The organism is Brevibacillus sp. NPDC058079, from assembly GCF_042885155.1.
Taxonomy (GTDB): Bacteria; Bacillota; Bacilli; order Brevibacillales; family Brevibacillaceae; genus Brevibacillus.
Genome location: NZ_JBHVSO010000003.1, coordinates 398,240 through 414,357, shown reverse-complemented (window position 1 = coordinate 414,357; position 16,118 = coordinate 398,240). Strand labels below are relative to the sequence as shown.

At 45.8% G+C, this 16,118-nt stretch carries 15 protein-coding genes; 9 read left to right on the top strand and 6 right to left on the bottom strand.

The annotated features are described in order from the left end of the window. Nucleotides 1–68 precede the first annotated feature (68 nt). Entirely contained in the window at nt 69–1,451 is a 1,383-nt protein-coding gene (locus tag ACFVS2_RS12090) for an MFS transporter (RefSeq protein WP_390234089.1), read from the top strand. A gap of 12 nt (nt 1,452–1,463) precedes the next feature. Here the strand turns inward: ACFVS2_RS12090 and ACFVS2_RS12085 are convergent, their stop codons facing one another. Beyond that, a complete protein-coding gene (locus ACFVS2_RS12085) occupies nt 1,464–2,348 on the bottom strand; it encodes a LysR family transcriptional regulator (RefSeq protein ID WP_390234087.1) in 885 nt (294 codons plus the stop codon). Nucleotides 2,349–2,481: 133 nt separating this feature from the next. On the opposite strand from ACFVS2_RS12085, the gene ACFVS2_RS12080 reads away from it, so the two are divergent. Then, the gene (locus ACFVS2_RS12080) at nt 2,482–3,684 is read left to right on the top strand and encodes an MFS transporter (RefSeq protein ID WP_390234084.1); all 1,203 of its coding nucleotides are present in this window, start codon (nt 2,482–2,484) and stop codon (nt 3,682–3,684) included. 85 nt (nt 3,685–3,769) lie between these two features. On the opposite strand, the gene ACFVS2_RS12075 is transcribed toward ACFVS2_RS12080, so the two are convergent. Further along, nucleotides 3,770–4,597 carry a DUF92 domain-containing protein gene (locus ACFVS2_RS12075; protein ID WP_390234526.1) on the bottom strand — a complete coding sequence of 276 codons (828 nt, stop codon included), beginning with the start codon at nt 4,595–4,597 and terminating at the stop codon, nt 3,770–3,772. 246 nt (nt 4,598–4,843) lie between these two features. On the opposite strand from ACFVS2_RS12075, the gene ACFVS2_RS12070 reads away from it, so the two are divergent. After that, nucleotides 4,844–5,218 (top strand): nuclear transport factor 2 family protein, encoded by a 375-nt coding sequence (locus tag ACFVS2_RS12070; RefSeq protein ID WP_390234082.1) that lies wholly within the window; start codon nt 4,844–4,846, stop codon nt 5,216–5,218. Between the two features lie 86 nt (nt 5,219–5,304). Here the strand turns inward: ACFVS2_RS12070 and ACFVS2_RS12065 are convergent, their stop codons facing one another. Beyond that, nucleotides 5,305–6,015, bottom strand: a complete 711-nt coding sequence (locus ACFVS2_RS12065; protein WP_390234079.1) for a B3/B4 domain-containing protein — start codon at nt 6,013–6,015, stop codon at nt 5,305–5,307. A 78-nt stretch (nt 6,016–6,093) separates the two neighbouring features. Then, entirely contained in the window at nt 6,094–6,717 is a 624-nt protein-coding gene (locus ACFVS2_RS12060) for an FMN-binding negative transcriptional regulator (RefSeq protein WP_390234076.1), read from the bottom strand. A gap of 102 nt (nt 6,718–6,819) precedes the next feature. On the opposite strand from ACFVS2_RS12060, the gene pdxR reads away from it, so the two are divergent. After that, nucleotides 6,820–8,199, top strand: coding sequence for a MocR-like pyridoxine biosynthesis transcription factor PdxR (gene pdxR / locus ACFVS2_RS12055; protein WP_390234074.1), 1,380 nt, complete (start codon nt 6,820–6,822; stop codon nt 8,197–8,199). A 121-nt stretch (nt 8,200–8,320) separates the two neighbouring features. Then, nucleotides 8,321–9,097 carry a TerC family protein gene (locus ACFVS2_RS12050; RefSeq protein ID WP_390234071.1) on the top strand — a complete coding sequence of 259 codons (777 nt, stop codon included), beginning with the start codon at nt 8,321–8,323 and terminating at the stop codon, nt 9,095–9,097. A 54-nt stretch (nt 9,098–9,151) separates the two neighbouring features. Here the strand turns inward: ACFVS2_RS12050 and ACFVS2_RS12045 are convergent, their stop codons facing one another. Next, a complete protein-coding gene (locus tag ACFVS2_RS12045; RefSeq protein WP_390234068.1) occupies nt 9,152–10,393 on the bottom strand; it encodes an amidohydrolase family protein in 1,242 nt (413 codons plus the stop codon). A gap of 283 nt (nt 10,394–10,676) precedes the next feature. Between ACFVS2_RS12045 and ACFVS2_RS12040 the strand changes: the two genes are divergently transcribed. After that, nucleotides 10,677–12,146, top strand: a complete 1,470-nt coding sequence (locus ACFVS2_RS12040) for an amidohydrolase family protein (RefSeq protein WP_390234066.1) — start codon at nt 10,677–10,679, stop codon at nt 12,144–12,146. 57 nt (nt 12,147–12,203) lie between these two features. On the opposite strand, the gene ACFVS2_RS12035 is transcribed toward ACFVS2_RS12040, so the two are convergent. Continuing rightward, entirely contained in the window at nt 12,204–12,986 is a 783-nt protein-coding gene (locus tag ACFVS2_RS12035; protein ID WP_390234064.1) for an SDR family oxidoreductase, read from the bottom strand. 231 nt (nt 12,987–13,217) lie between these two features. Here ACFVS2_RS12035 and ACFVS2_RS12030 point away from each other — a divergent pair, with 231 nt between their 5' ends. The 3 genes from ACFVS2_RS12030 to ACFVS2_RS12020 all read left to right on the top strand — a co-directional run bounded on the left by ACFVS2_RS12030 (nt 13,218) and on the right by ACFVS2_RS12020 (nt 15,907). Then, nucleotides 13,218–14,291 carry a branched-chain amino acid aminotransferase gene (locus ACFVS2_RS12030; RefSeq protein ID WP_173619142.1) on the top strand — a complete coding sequence of 358 codons (1,074 nt, stop codon included), beginning with the start codon at nt 13,218–13,220 and terminating at the stop codon, nt 14,289–14,291. A gap of 241 nt (nt 14,292–14,532) precedes the next feature. Beyond that, nucleotides 14,533–15,249: a GntR family transcriptional regulator gene (locus ACFVS2_RS12025; RefSeq protein WP_390234061.1), complete on the top strand. Its 717-nt coding sequence runs from the start codon at nt 14,533–14,535 to the stop codon at nt 15,247–15,249. 25 nt (nt 15,250–15,274) lie between these two features. After that, nucleotides 15,275–15,907: a sterol desaturase family protein gene (locus ACFVS2_RS12020; RefSeq protein ID WP_390234059.1), complete on the top strand. Its 633-nt coding sequence runs from the start codon at nt 15,275–15,277 to the stop codon at nt 15,905–15,907. Nucleotides 15,908–16,118: the final 211 nt, after the last annotated feature.

The following is a 16,118-nucleotide window of genomic DNA, read 5'->3' as shown; positions in this document are numbered from 1 at the left end:
GAAATGCGTTGGAGTAAATGTTTGATTTCCAGTACGATATCATCAAAACGCTTTAAGGGGGGATGAAAATGGGGACTCACAACAGGTGGTTGATGATTTCCGTTGGACTGGGGATATTATTGAACCCATTAAATTCTTCGATGATTTCTGTTGCGATTGCAAGGCTGCAAAATGTGTACCGTCTTGACTTCACTGTTGTTTCGTGGATTATTTTCTCGTTTTACATTGCGAGTGCGATCGCTCAGCCTGTCATGGGAAAGGCAAGCGATTTGTTCGGCCGTAAGAAGATATTTCTTACCGGGCTTGTCGTATCTTTCGTTGCTTCATCATTGGCTCCATTATCACCAAGCTTTGGGTGGCTCATTGTGTTCCGAATTGTGCAATCGATCGGAACAAGCATGATGGTTGCGGTTGGAATGGCCATTGTACGAATCCATATTACGGAGAAACAAGCGACTGCGCTTTCCGTACTGTCCATATTCCTATCCGGAGCAGCAGCAATTGGACCTTTTATCGGCGGGGTATTGATTCATTATTGGGATTGGTCTGCTATCTTTCTCATTAATATTCCGTTCGTGGTGGCGAGCTTACTGTTAGCCTGGAAGATGATTCCAAAGAATGAATCGACAGCATCTGTTGCACATAACATGTCCTTTCGAAAATGGTTGGAGCTGATTGATGCAACAGGGATCATGCTCTTCGCAGTGGGTCTGGTTGCACTGCTCGTTGGATTACTGTCAGCAAAATCATCGGGGCATGTCACATGGTGGCATATCATGGTTGGAGGGATCGGCCTCGTTACACTGGGGGCTTTCGTACGACATGAGTTAAAAACGACGTCTCCGTTTATTCCTCTACGGACATTCGCCAAGTATCCTGCGATGACGTGGGTCAATATTGAATTCATGCTTGTTAACGTCCTTTTTTATTCGCTCTTTTTCGGGCTTCCGTCCTACTTGCAAATGGTTCGTCATGTCAGCGAGTTCCATACAGGAATGCTCATGCTCAGCTTAGGTTTATGCTCACTCGTTGTGTCTCCAATAGCAGGAAGATGGATTGATCAATCAGGACCTCGGCCGGCATTGTTCGCATCCGCCATGCTTATGACATTTGGGTCATTGTGGCTCGTGACGTTCAATCAAGATTCACATGTGATCAGTGTGTGTGTGGCGTTAGCAGCATTCGGTATTAGCAACGGGTTAAACAATGTCGGAATGCAAGCAACCTTGTTCAAAAGTTCTCCAAAAGAAATCATCGGAGTAGCATCCGGATTATTTAATACATCCAGATACCTGGGAACCATTCTCTCCTCGTTGTTGATAAGCATTGTAATGGGAGATAAGTTTAGCGCCGAGGGTTTGCAAGCGCTTGGCATTATCCTCACGACAATCTCATTGTCTTTGGTACTTAGAAGTTGGCGACGGGAATCAAGGCAAGCGGGGGAGTCGTAGATTCACACATCCCTATTCAAAATCGCAGGCATGGTTCATAACAAATTGTTTGAATTTTTCAGTGGCAGGTGATAAATATCTCCCTTCTACCCAAGCAATTCCAATTGTCCGTTGGCACTTCGGGCTTTTGACAGGGATTTGTGTGATCTTACTCTGGTCCGTGCCCTTTAAATTGGGCAAAAGGGAGATTCCTAGCCCAGCAGCGACCAGTCCTGCAACGGTGTCTGCTTCTTCTCCTTCAAATGTAATCGGAGGTGTAATGCCAGCTTCTTGAAATAATTGCTCGACGGTGATACGAAGGGAGTACCCTTCTTTTAAATGAATAAATGCTTCATCTGCAATCTCTTTCAAAGTAATCGAGGGACGATTTGCATATTTGTGGTCTTTGGGGACAATTACAAAAAGTTCTTCATTCCAAAGCGGCTTCCATACAAAGGGAGATTTCATATCCATAGGAGCAAGTAGACAAAGATCAAATTCTCCTCCTTGTAACTGATTCATAAGCGTATGGGAGGGACCTTGTCCGAGCCGAAAATGAACGTTTGGGTAGTGGGAGCGAAAAGAAGCTAGTAAATCAGGTATACGACTCGTACTTAACGTGTGCAGAAATCCAAGTGACACTTCTCCCTTATCTGGATCAAGTAAATCCATGATCTCTTGTTTTCCTTCTTGAAATTCCTTCATCATATTTTCGACTCGCTTTAAAAAGATCTGACCATATTTATTGAGCCGAATAGATCGTCCCTGACGGTCAAACAGGGGCACGCCTATTTCATCCTCAAATCGGGCAATCGAACGACTAAGGGCAGACTGCGAAATCGAGAGAGCTTCGGCAGCATGTGTCACGTGTTGGATTCTTGCCAGGGTTTGAAAATATTCGAACTGTTGCCATTCCATTCGAAAGCACCACTTTCTGTTCGGATTTTTCATTACATAAATGCATGGAAAACATGATTATAATGAATTATACATCATAGATAAATGGTGATACCATGAAACCATAATCATCCTGAAATGATATGGTGATCACATGATACAACAAGGCACGCCACTCTTCCGCAAAACCAGCTTTGCTTTTTTTGCTGCTGGTTTCAATACGTTTGCTATTCTTTACTGCGTACAGCCTTTAATGCCGGAATTTTCAAAAGAATTTTCGGTTAGTCCAACGACAGCAAGCTTTTCCCTCTCCATTACAACGATGGTTCTTGCCATCAGTATGCTCATTTTTGGGTCGCTGTCAGAAGTATGGGGACGCAAGCCAATCATGATCGTTTCCATGCTCGCTTCGTCTGTGTTTTGTATTCTCACAGCATTTAGTTCGAATTTTCATGTTCTGCTAGTATTGCGAACGATTGAAGGAATTTCATTGGCCGGTTTACCCTCCATCGCAATGGCCTATCTCGGAGAAGAAATCGAATCCAAAAGTTTGGGAGCCGCTATGGGTCTCTATATATGCGGCAATTCCATTGGGGCTGTGTTTGGCCGGGTTTTCTCTGGAATGATGAGTGACTACTTCGGCTGGCAGATCGCAATAGGGGGGATTGGTCTCATCAGTTTGGCTGCCACACTGATTTTTTGGAACGCCTTACCACCATCACAAAATTTCAAAGCACGCCCATTCGTCATTAGAAAGTTAGGTCTGTCTTTAATGGACCATCTAAAGGCTCCAAGTCTCATTTGTTTATTTGTCATCGGCTTTATACTTTTAGGGAGTAATGTAGCGCTGTTCAATTACATCGCTTATGTATTGCTCGAAAAGCCCTATTCACTCAGCCAAACATTTATAAGTTGGACATTTTTAATTATGATCATCGGAATGTTCAGCTCTGTCTGGATAGGAAAATTAATAGATCGTCATGGTAAGCAAAAGCTATTATTCATAAGCTTGATTCTCGCATTGATCGGCGTCTGCTTGACGTGGGAAGCGAATCTCATTCTAAAAATAGGAGGACTTGGATTTTTTACTTTTGGATTTTTTGGAGCTCATGCCGTTGCAAGCAGCTGGGTAGGACAGCTTGCTTTACAGAACAAAGCACAGGCCTCTTCCTTGTACTTATTTTTCTACTATACGGGCTCAAGTGTAGGAGGAACAATCGGAGGATTGTTTTGGTCCGCATACGGATGGGGAGGCGTCATCAGCATGAATGTCGGCTTTCTCCTGGTTGGCTTCATACTTTGGGCGTGCGTCTCAAAAATGGTACAGAACGCGAAGAAAGTGACGAAAATAGCCTAGACTTGTGTCCCGAAATAAAGAAACGGAAAAACTCAGTATCGTTTTTGTGATACGAAGTCTTTCCGTTTCTTTATATGTCAAACGATTAGCCAATTGCCAGCGCCAATAAGACGGCGAAAGCACCACCTGCAAGTGAGCCAGCGACATTGACGGCATCGTTGTTCCAACCAGTGCGGCCGCGGATTCGCACGGCTGGTTTGCCGCAGTGACGAGCCTGCTCGATTTCACGACCGCAAGCGCCGCAACGGTACATTTGCTGCCATGTCGCACCGATCCACGAATCAACCAGTGACCCTACCATGCCCGCCAGTCCTGCTATGCCGATCCAGGCTGCCAGTCTAAGGGCAGGTGTGATCACATCCGGCGCGGGTTGCCCGGGAATTGCAAGCAGCAACCACGCTACAACGCCGATAAATAGTCCACCAGCCAGCGAAGCCCCCATGCCCAGGCCAGAAATGCCGCCAGAAGTGCCGGGCGGAACACGCTGACCCGTCTTGATCGATCGCGGAGGCTTCCGGCTTAAGCCGCCGATTTCTGTCGCCCATGTATCGGCTGTGACCGCCGCCATCACGCCGAGGAACGCGTACCACCATAGCGGATGCGGCCACGCCCAATTTGCTACACAAAACAGGAGCCCGAGCCCGCCGTTTGCGAGCACCTGGCCAGCATCGCGTCTCCCTGTTTTCTCATAACCGCGCTCGGCCTCTTGCTTTTTATGCTTTTTCCACTTGGACAATAAGGTGGACGAGACAAAAAAAGCGATGAGGGAGCCGAACCAGATAGGGCTTCCGAGTGCGTACATCATGGTGCCCAGTATCACTGCCGCCAAAAAGCCGGAACCAGCCAGCGACCGTTTTACATAAGCCGCTCCGGCAATCCCGGCGCTGCATGCCAGACCGATTAACCACTCCACAGTTTTCCGCCCCCTTTTCTTTGAACTATTATACCTCAACGCAGCAGGCAAGATGAGCGGTTGAATAACGGATGTGGGAAAAAGGTTAATTGGGTACACAGAAGAAATAGTAAATACGAATGGCAAGATTGAAAGCATAGCGAGTGACGAGGAGGACGTACGAGGAGTGTTAAAAAGTGCAAAAAGTTGGGCATAGATAGACGTGTTGTATGAACGGGTATCTTATTAAAGAAAGGATGATTTGGTATGAAGACTTCTCTCAAAGAGAATGCGGTGTCGTTTTTGCAACTGGTAGCGTCGGGGAATGTGCGAGAAGCATACCAAAGATACACTGGTCCGAATTTCCGCCACCATAATCCCTTTTTCCGTGGCGATGCTCATTCTCTTATGCTCGCAATGGAAGAGAACGCCGCAAAGAATCCTCATAAGACTCTCGAAGTGAAACGTGCCATCGAAGAGGGGGAGATCGTTGCGGTTCATTCCCATGTGAAGCAAAACCAAGAGGATCTTGGGGGAGCTGTGGTCCATATCTTCCGTTTTCATAACGACCAAATCATTGAATTGTGGGATGTAGGCCAGCCCATACCGGATGATTCCCCCAATGAGAATGGAATGTTCTAAAGTCAGGATATGGTTGTTGAGCGAACGGGCATCGATCGTTTCATAAACACAAAGAATGGCAGCCAGTGCATTTGGCTGCCGTTTGTTTAACCAAAGATGGTCATTTCCTTAAGATTGATATCTAACACTTCCATCTTCACCATACCGCCAAGATGATGTGGCACTAAATCAGACAATTCTTTTAGCGCCATAAGGAATTCATCGCTTCTTGTTTCATCTATTAATTCAATACAGAGGAATGCATTATTCGTATTTTCTGTTAGCATCGTCCGCTGAGCTTCACGCCAATTCCAGCATCTGCAGATGGCACCGTCATCATCTTTATAAACAATTTCCCCTTCATATGGCGAAGCATTTTCATCCTGTCCCAATGGGATAAACGGTTCGTTACCGTTTGCTTGTGTTAGCCGAATATCGCCTACAAAAGTATCGATATCTTCTCCACCACACGGAAGCCCATAACGCAATGAAATGGAATTATAGATGTCAACAAGCGGGTTTATTGTTCCGATCGGATTGCCATTTTTCACTCTTTTTAATAAAGCTTCAATGGAACACCTTGCCCCTTTCTTAGTCTTGAATTTCTGAAAAGCTTCTCGCCAAACGGAAATGACAGGATTACTACTGAATTCCTCTAGACGTAAGAATTTATGCGCTTCTTTCTCTGCCTCCTGCAGCAGCTTCTCGTATTTTTCAACGTCCCTAATTGAATTATCAATTCCTTGGCAAATCACGATGCCTATTTTTGCATGCGGAAATAACGACCAAAAATCATCTTCAATGATAAATCTAGTCATAACCTATCTCTCCGTTTCATTTCACTTATTATGTTTTGGAGGGGCCTTTGGAATTTCGGAAGCCGTTCTATAGGCTGATCATTTAAATAACTCTTTCCGTTGCTCACGCATCCACTGAGCAACCTGAATTTCCCCTTGATCACTTGATTTTTCAAGCTCTGCCACAATCGATTGATAATCGGTGTTGTTGCGATTTTGGCTCATTTTGGCTGCCCCTTGAAAAGAGGTGATTTCAATCTCAAAACCAACGATTCCTTTCATTTCTCTCTCAAGCAACTCAGGATTGAAGGTCTCCCAGAGCCGACCATTTTCTCGGTCAGATTCATAGTGTGTAAGCATAGAATCCAAAGCCGATTTCAGTTCATCCTTCGTGAGGATACGTGCTGTCCCATACGCATGTACAGCGAGATAGTCCCATGTGGGAACTTGTTCACTCTCATACCAGCTTGACGAAATGTAAGCGTGCGGTCCTTGAAAAATAAGCAAAACTTCTCTATTGTTATCCAACGTTTTCTTCTGCGTGTTTCCGTATGCGATGTGCCCAGTCGCATAGATTTTCCCTTCCTCTTCACGAATTTCCAACGGAATATGCGTAGCCAACGGGCGATGTTCATCAACCGTAATCAATAGGGCAAACGGGTTAGACTTCATCATTTGAACTGCCTCGTCATGATCCATCCGATATTGCTTAGGAATGTACACAGTAACCACCCTTTCAACTTGTTCTTGAACCAAGAGTATGATACAAACTGACATAAAAAAAGATACAATAACAAACAAATATACATGTCAGAAGGGGTGCAAATGAAAAATACCATTTTTACATTCAAAGATAACTCTCCTAAATACAAACAAATATACGAGAAATTTAAATTATTTATTGAACAAGGCGACATTAAGGCGGATGAGCCATTGCCCTCCATTCGTCAACTTGCAGATTCCTTACATGTAAGCCGTAATACAACATTAATGGCGTATGAACAACTTGTTGCTGAAGGGTATATTCGTGGAGAAGGCCGCAAGGGTTATTTTGTGAATGAGTTAGAGCCCGTTTTATTTCTAGAGGCCCGCAGCTCTTCTACTCACAAGCATGCAGAGCCGGTACCACCTGTTCGCATTGATTTTCGCGCAGACATCGTCGATCAAGCGCATTTCCCTTTAAAAACATGGCGGAGGATTTCGAATCAAGTATTAACGGCAAAGGACAGCTTTCGGTATGGGGAGCCTTTTGGTGAATGGAGCCTACGTGAGCAAATCGCAGCATATTTACTCCAGTCTCGTGGAGTGAGAACAGAACCAGATGCCATCATTATCGGGAGTAGTACCCAACAAATGCTTGTGTATCTTGGTCTTGTTCTGAAACATGATTTTCCTAGCATCATTGTGGAGGACCCTGGTTATGATGGCGCTAGAAATGCTTTTCAATTGAACGGTTTTACACTGGAAACGTTACCCGTTTATGAGACAGGTGCTGATTTTTCATACTTGGAACATATGAAATCACGATTGATATATGTGGCGCCGTCCCATCACAGTCCATATGGGGTAAGCATGCCCATTCAACAAAGGCATACACTCATCCATTGGGCAAAAAATAGGCAAGGCTATATTATCGAAGACGATTATGATAGTGAATATCGCTATACCCAACAACCATTTCCGGCTCTCGCTTCCATCGATTCAACGAGAGTTATTTATCTCGGAAATTTCTCGAAGTGCTTTCTGCCAGGAATTCGTTTAAGTTATATGGTGTTACCACAGCCACTTATCAACTGTTATAAAAATCAATTCGCACATTTCGAGAGTACCACTTCACTACTTAGCCAATTCGCAATGGCGAAATTTATGGAAGAAGGGGAGTGGAATCGCCATATTAAACGGATGCGTCTTGTTTATAAAAGAAAAATGCAGCACTTCGTTTGTGAATTGAGGAAGCATTTCAAACAACGTATTTCTATCATTGGGGAGCAGTCTGGATTGTACGTATTAGTCAAAGTACACGTGGAGCGTTCAGAAGAATGGCTCATTCAACAAGCGGCCATTCAGGGAGTTAAAGTCTATCCGACTTCACTCTACTTCCTTAAAAACAAAACCGATCAACCAATGATGAAGCTTGGTTTCAGTAATTTATCAAGTGATGAAATCCAACTTGGTGTGAAGCTCTTAAAAAAGGCTTGGTTTTAAAATCCATTAACATAAACATATGTTTATATACTTATAAACAACAAGAATACAGTATAATAAAAAAAGAGAAAGGATGGATTTACCACAAAGAGGGATAGGACTTACATAAGGGGGGACTGGAATGGATTGGGCTATGATAGTGGAGTATGGATGGGTGCTACTTGTCCTGATTGGCCTAGAAGGGATCTTAGCGGCAGACAATGCTTTGGTGATCGCAATTATGGTGAAGCATCTTCCGGAGAAAGAGCGGAAGAAAGCTTTATTTTATGGGCTTGCTGGAGCCTTTCTATTCCGTTTCGGTTCGTTATTTATCATTTCCTACCTTGTGGACGTATGGCAAGTACAGGCAATCGGGGCAGCTTATCTCCTGTTTATAGCCATCCACCATATCGTGAAGAAATTTATATTGCGCAAAGATCAAAAAAAGGAGACTGGCGCCGAGAAGCAGGGCTCTGGATTATGGATGACGGTACTGAAAGTGGAATTAGCGGACCTTGCCTTTGCAGTTGACGCTATCCTCGCTGCTGTTGCCTTCGCTGTGACACTCCCGGGGACGTCATTACCAAAAGTAGGCGGATTGGATGGCGGGCAGTTTGGTGTCATTCTTGCCGGTGGAATCATCGGGTTAGTCATAATGCGATTTGCCGCCTCTTACTTTGTAGGGTTGCTACAGCGAAAGCCTGGAATAGAGACAGCCGCATTTTTGATCGTCGGCTGGGTTGGTGTTAAGTTGGCCGTATACACACTGTCGCACCCTGAGCTAGGTTATTTGGCAGCAGATTTCCCAAAGTCGGTCGCGTGGAAGGCAACGTTCTGGACCGTTCTTCTCTTGATCGCTGTACTGGGTTGGTTCTTATCTAAAGAGAAGGAATCTTTCTCCAATCATCCAGCAGCTTAATATCCGATAAAACATAAAGAGGCTTCGCCCAAATCTGCGAAGCCTTCCCATCTATTATCTGCCCGCTTCCAATCTCTCCAAAGCACCATGCACAATCTTCCCTTTAAACATAACAGCAGCCCGACGAGATTTTCTCGCAATCGCTTCCGCAGAGCAGGAGCTTTCTGCAAACACGATGCTTGCCGCGTCGCCAACCTTTGGCCATGCACGGTTGCCATCTTTATCGAGCGTTGTTTTTCCTCCGGTGATGAAGTACAAGGATTGCACCAATGATTTCTCATCGACCCAACGGTAGCGCTCAACCAGACGGTTTAACTTATCCAGCATATCGCCTGTACCATATGGCGACCACGAATCGTAGAAGCCATCATAACCAAGTGCGACTTGTACGCCTTTGGCATGAAGCATCGGAACAGGTGGCATTGCCCGATTAATCGGAACGGTCGTCATGATCATCGTTCCCAGCTGGGACAATCGGTCTGCCATGTCCGAGCTTTCCTCTATCGACACATCTCCGAGCGCAAAGGCATGACTGATCGCCATGCGGTTTTGCCAGCCAGCTTCCTCGGTCAGATCGAGCAGTCTTTTGATCGTATAGAAGCCGAGTGTCCCCGGATCATGCAGGTGAATATCGACATCCGCATCTGCTTCCACCGCAATGTCCATCATTTCACGCAAGGAGCCTTCCAATTCATTATCAATCCCAGCTGGGTCCAATCCCCCAACCAACGTAGCGCCTTCCTTCATCGCTTGTCTCATCAAGGAGCTTGCTTGTGTGCGCAGGAGCCCCTGCTGCGGGAAAGCGACGATTTCATACGTCAGGCGATCGCTGTACTCTTCCAGGGCTGCACGCACACCCTCCAGGTTTTTCAGCCCGATGTATGGATCGATGTTGACGTGTGTGCGGACATGTGTGGCACCGCCTTTGATATGCCACTGGAGCATTGCTTGCGCGCGCTCCTTGGTCGTCCCAGTTATCAGCGGCATTTCTTTTGCTTCGAACTCCAAGCGATCGATCAGTTTTTTCGGAGGGAGGCACGATTTCCAGGTTGCGCCCGCATACGTTTTGTCCAGATGATTATGCTTTTCAACAAAAGAGGGGAGGGCCAATAAACCTTTTGCATCTTCTTGCGGTAAAGTGGTGTCGAGTGTTTCGTTCGCCGAAACGATCTCTGCGATTTTGCCGTCTTCGATTTTCAAATGACAGATTTCTGAGAGTGTGTGAAAGACGCCGTCGTCTCCTGTTTCAAATCCTTTATCAAGACGAACGTTGGTTAACCAAAAAGTTTGCATCACTAGAAATCAGCCCTTTCTCTGTAGTGCATTTAGTGGATGAGAGTCCAGTCTAGCTGTCTATGTTAATTGTAGTGAATATTTCGAACAAGGTTGTTCATCTTTTTTACTAGTTTTTGCATGATCTTTACGTATTGCGTGGAATCTTGCGTGTTTTCGAAAAGGAGTAAAGATTGTGCAAATACATGTAAAAGTTTTGAAACAAATTTTACAGAATATTTCCTATAATAACGAAGGATACAATGGAGTGGAGAGGCCGGAACGAGAAAGAGTAGGGAGGATCATCATGAAAAAGAAAATAACCGCAAAATATGTCATCGGTTTTGACGGCGAAGATCATGTGATTATCAAGGATGGGGAAGTCGTTTACGAGAATGACACCATTGTGTATGTGGGGCACCATTTTGATGGCGAGGTAGATGAAGTGATCGATGCTGGCAATGCAGTAGTCAGCCCGGGCTTCATTGACCTGAATGCGTTGGGTGATATTGATCACGACATCGTACATCTGGAGCAAGCTTCTGCGAGAAGCAAAAACATGCTTTGGTCTGAAGACTACTACCGCAAAGGCTACCATGAGGTAATGACCCCTGAGGAAGAGGCGTTCAAATCCCTTTACGCCTACAGCCAACTGATTCTAAATGGGGTAACGACAGCGATGCCGATTACATCCGTCTTCTACAAGCGCTGGGCGGAAACGTATGAGGAGCTGGCAGCCGCAGCCGATCATGCAGGACGCTTGGGATTGCGTATGTACATGGGGCCGAGCTATCAATCCGGTATGCGTGTCGTGAAGGAAAATGGAGAGATTGAAGTACTGTGGAACGAAGCGGAAGGACAAGCAGGTCTGGAGCGGGCCGTACAATTTGTCAAAGATTTCGATGGGGCTCACAACGGACTCATCCGTGGAATGCTGGCGCCGGAGCGAATCGAGTCACAGTCTGTAGAGAACCTGATCAACACAAAGCGCTACAGCGAAGAGCTCGGATGTCCTATCCGTCTTCATGCTGCACAAGGTCTCTATGAATATACAGAAATCCATCGTCGACACAACAAATCACCGATTCAGTTCCTGAATGAGATCGGCTTCCTCGGAAAGAAAACGGCAATTCCGCACGCACATTTCATTCCAGGGTTTAGTAAAGCGAAATTCGGAGAGGGAGACGATTTGGCGATCCTCCAAGAGACAGGCACGACCGTGATTCACTGCCCGCTCGTAGTCGGTCGCCATGGCGAGGCACTCGAATCGTTTGCCCGTTACAAACGTCGCGGCGTCAACATCGCGATTGGTACCGATACGTTTCCGCCTGATTTCATCCAAAACATTCGCACAGCCAGCATGCTGTCTCGTTTGGTGGAAGGCGATGTCGCGGATTCCAGCTACGCGGATATTTACCGCGCAGCAACATTGGGCGGCGCACGTTTCCTTGGCAGAGATGATCTGGGACGATTGGCGCCGGGGGCAAAAGCAGATATCATTGCCATCGATCTGGACGGTTTCCACATGGGTGCGGTTGATGATCCAATCCGTACGATCATCACGTGTGGCTCAGGTCGCGATGTGAAGCTCTCCATCATCGCTGGACGCACCGTAATGAAAGACCGCCTCATGCCAGGAGTTGATCTGGAAGAGATCAAAGCAAAGGGACAGCGTTACTTTGACAAAATGCGTCTGGGCTACGTAGAGCGCGACTATCAACAGCTGGGCGAAAAAGAGTTGTTTAAGCCTTCTTTCCCAATCGTGAGCAAACCATAGCCTGAATAAATAGAAGAAGCACAATCTGCTAGAAACGGCGGATTGTGCTTTTTTCACTTACCGGATGAACCCACCTTCGGAATGCATAATCTGTCCAGTAATCCACTCCGCTTCGTCACTTGCCAGAAAAGCGACAAGTCGCGCTGCATCCTCGGGCTGTCCAATCCGTCCCATAGGAAATCGCTGCAAAATGTTTTGCTTGATTTCTTCGTTCATCCAGCCTGAATCGGTGGGCCCAGGATTTACAGCGTTGACCGTAATCCCTCGCGTAGCTACTTCGGCAGCCAGTGTCGTCGTCAGGGCATCCACGGCTCCTTTTGTTGCGGCATACGCGATCTCACCGACCATCGGGCCTTTGGACTGACCAGATGTCATATTGATGATTCGTCCTCCGCGTTGGTGAGAGAAGCGACGTGCAAATTCCACACTGAGCATTGTGGTTGCCCGTACATTGATGGCATAATGTGCGTCCAAACTGGCAATATCCAGTGCCTCGTAGCCGTCATTTGTCGAGTAGCAAGCGTTGTTGACGAGGATGATTGGTTCGCCCAGTTGTGCTGTAGCTGCGTCGAGCACCTCTTTGTAGGCATCAGACTGTGACAGGTCGATTTCGATCCCGGCACATCTGACTCCGTAGCGTCTGATCTCGTCCTGCAAGATTGCGGGTTCATCCTTTTGAATCCCATGCGTCATGGATTGGTCATAGGCGGTCCAATACGTATGGAAAATATCGGCCCCGTGTGAGGCAAGCATTTTACAGATGGCAGCCCCAATCCCTTGAAGGCGGCTGGCTCCTGTTACTATGGCAATTTTTCCGTGCAAGTGAAGGTGTGTGGTCATACATATCCCTCCTCATTCTGTCACTATCCATTCTTTTCGGGATACCTATTCCTTTCATCCTGCATACGAAGAAAAAAATCGATCACGAAAATTTTGCGAAGTTTTCGCTAAATAACAATAAATTGTAGGGGTAGGAGAAACTTACGCTGGAAATCATGCAAAATTGTTGCTATTTTGTATATATAGGAAGTTGTTCAAATAGTGGATTTAATACTAAGGGAGATGTAGAAGATGGAGTGTCAGTTAACAATTACCCGGACAGAACAGAAAAAAGAAAAACCAGCTTCTGACAAGCTGGGGTTCGGTGTTCATTTTACCGATCATATGTTCACCATGGATTATACAGAAGGTAAAGGATGGCATGATCCACAAATCGTTCCTTACTCTCCGCTGACATTGGACCCGGCAGCAATGGTGTTCCATTACGGGCAAGCTGTATTTGAGGGCTTGAAAGCTTATCGCAATCAAGAGGGCAAGGTTCGCTTGTTCCGTCCTGATCAAAATTTCAAGCGTATGAACCGTTCATTGGAGCGTATGAGCATGCCGTTGATCGACGAGGAATTCATGGTCGAGGCATTGAAACAGCTGGTTGCAGTAGATAAAGAATGGATTCCAACAGAAAGCGGACAGTCTCTCTACATTCGTCCCTTCGTAATCGCGACAGAGCCATGCTTTGGTGTGCGCGCCTCGTATACGTACAAATTGGTGATTGTGCTCTCTCCAGTTGGAGCGTACTATGCGGGTGGCATGAAGCCCGTGAAAATTTACGTAGAAAACAATTATGTTCGTGCGGTAAGAGGCGGAACAGGAAACGCTAAAGTAGCAGGTAACTACGCGGGCGGTCTGAAAGCACAAGTGGAAGCAAAAGAAAAAGGCTATGAGCAAGTGCTGTGGCTCGATGGCGTAGAGAATAAATATATTGAAGAAGTAGGCAGTATGAATGTGTTCTTCAAGGTAAAAGGGGAAGTGTGGACCCCATCATTGAACGGCAGCATCCTGGAGGGTATCACGAGAGATTCGACCATTCAATTGCTCAAGGACTGGGGAATTCCAGTCGTAGAGAAGCGGATCTCGATGGAAGACCTGCATACCGCTTACGTCAACGGTGAGCTGGAAGAAGCGTTCGGTACCGGAACAGCGGCTGTTATTTCCCCAGTAGGTGATCTGAACTGGAACGGACATCAGATGATCATTAACGGTGAAAAAACAGGGGAATTAACAACGAGACTGTATGACGAGATGACAGGAATCCAGTACGGTGAGCGTGAAGACAAGTTTGGCTGGTCGGTAGAAGTGACAGAATAATCAAGCCAGTAATACAAGAGGCATAGCCTTCTCTTTTTCGGGAGAGGGCTATGCCTTTTTTGATCGTGTAGGAAAGTTCAAACACTTCACCGTACGAAAGCGGGAGAAGGAACATTCAATTTCGCGCAGGTAACTGGTAAGTTGCAGTATTTCACCTCTTGACAGTGATTGTGTAAAATACTACCATTTGTGGTAATACCACAAAAATTTGTTGTAGGACCAGCAGGGTAGGGAGGCGATCATGACATTGGAGAAAAAAGGGGGAAAGAAAGAACGGGCGTCGGATCAAATTGAGATGAAATTAATCAAGGCAATTTTGACCAAAGAGTATCCTACAGGAAGTACGCTGCGGCCGGAACGGGAGTTGGCAGAGTACTACGGGGTAGGTCGGCCAACCGTTAGAGAAGCACTGCAACGCTTGGAAAGAGATGGCTGGATTACTGTGCGGAAAGGACATCCGGCAATTGTCAACGATTATTGGCATCAAGGCAATGTAATGACCCTTGTTCATATTATTCAAAACCACGACAATGTTACGGATGAGTTTATTTCGTACTTGCTGGAACTGCGGATATCGTTGGCGCCTGTTTACATTCGTAACGCAGTTGCTGCTCATCAGCCGAAGGTAGTCGCATTGCTTGCCAATCTCGATCAACTGAAACCTGATGCTGATTCTTATGCAGCGTTTGACTGGGAGCTGCAGAAAAATCTGACGAGGCTTTCCCCAAATCCTATCTATTTACTGATTGTAAACAGTTTTGATTCCTTTTACCTAAAAATGGCGCGAAGGTATTTTTCCATCCCGGAACACCGCGAAGCATCTTGGCAGTATTACCATGAACTGTTGAACGTCGCTTTACAGGGAGATGACATCGAAGCAGAGCGTGTAGCCAAAAAGGCAATGGAAAAAAGTTTGGAGCTGTGGAAAAACCGAACCGTGTTGGAACAAGACAAGTGAAGGAACACAAGAGGAGGGCGTTCTGTTGAAGGCAAAGTTTCTGAAGGAATTCTTTACGTTTCCGGATATCCTCATCATGAGCATTCTACTTCTGATTAGCTTGTCTTTCACTATTTCTGAATGGTACGTGTTGGAAACATGGGTGGCACTCGTGGCGGGGATGATTGGATATGCAGCAAGCGAATACTTGATTCATCGATTTCTCTTTCACCTTAAACCGCCTCGAAATCCATTTTTTCTCCATTTGTTAAAGCGCTTACATTACGATCATCACGCTGATCCGAACAACTTGCACCTGTTGTTTTTGCCCGTGTGGTACAGCTTGCCGCTCATTGCAGGAACCGGAGCCATTTGTTATCTGCTTACTTCCGACGTAATTGTGACCAATGCCTTTGTTACAGGTGTGATAGGATTTCTGCTATTTTATGAATGGACGCATTACATCGCCCATCGTCCGGTTCAACCCATATCTCCATGGGGGCGTTGGATGAAAAAGCTCCATCTATGGCATCACTTTAAAAATGAACACTATTGGTACGGTGTCACCAGCCCTGTATTTGACGTCATGCTGGGAACTTACAAGAATGAACAGGATGTCGAGAAAAGTTCGACGGTGAGGGATCTGGAAAGACGCTGGGACAAAGATGTTGAACTGTAAATGGTCTTTCATGCACGGCCATCCCTTTTTAAGGGATGGTTTTTTTCTTCTCCTCCACTATGTAGGTAGCTTCAATAGAGTTATTTTGAACATTAAAAAACCACATGGTAAAGAAAATGAAAAGAAAGGTAAAGATATTGAAAAGATTAATAGTAAGAAAATTAGTAATATTTAGTCATGCCATATTCTTTTCATTCTATCATCCAGAATA

Coding starts and splice junctions, on each gene's coding strand:
- ACFVS2_RS12090 (WP_390234089.1), top strand. CDS start 69: ATGGGGACTCACAACAGGTGGTTGATGATTTCCGTTGGACTGGGGATA.
- ACFVS2_RS12085 (WP_390234087.1), bottom strand. CDS start 2,348: ATGGAATGGCAACAGTTCGAATATTTTCAAACCCTGGCAAGAATCCAA.
- ACFVS2_RS12080 (WP_390234084.1), top strand. CDS start 2,482: ATGATACAACAAGGCACGCCACTCTTCCGCAAAACCAGCTTTGCTTTT.
- ACFVS2_RS12070 (WP_390234082.1), top strand. CDS start 4,844: ATGAAGACTTCTCTCAAAGAGAATGCGGTGTCGTTTTTGCAACTGGTA.
- ACFVS2_RS12065 (WP_390234079.1), bottom strand. CDS start 6,015: ATGACTAGATTTATCATTGAAGATGATTTTTGGTCGTTATTTCCGCAT.
- pdxR (WP_390234074.1), top strand. CDS start 6,820: ATGAAAAATACCATTTTTACATTCAAAGATAACTCTCCTAAATACAAA.
- ACFVS2_RS12050 (WP_390234071.1), top strand. CDS start 8,321: ATGGATTGGGCTATGATAGTGGAGTATGGATGGGTGCTACTTGTCCTG.
- ACFVS2_RS12040 (WP_390234066.1), top strand. CDS start 10,677: ATGAAAAAGAAAATAACCGCAAAATATGTCATCGGTTTTGACGGCGAA.
- ACFVS2_RS12035 (WP_390234064.1), bottom strand. CDS start 12,986: ATGACCACACACCTTCACTTGCACGGAAAAATTGCCATAGTAACAGGA.
- ACFVS2_RS12030 (WP_173619142.1), top strand. CDS start 13,218: ATGGAGTGTCAGTTAACAATTACCCGGACAGAACAGAAAAAAGAAAAA.
- ACFVS2_RS12025 (WP_390234061.1), top strand. CDS start 14,533: ATGACATTGGAGAAAAAAGGGGGAAAGAAAGAACGGGCGTCGGATCAA.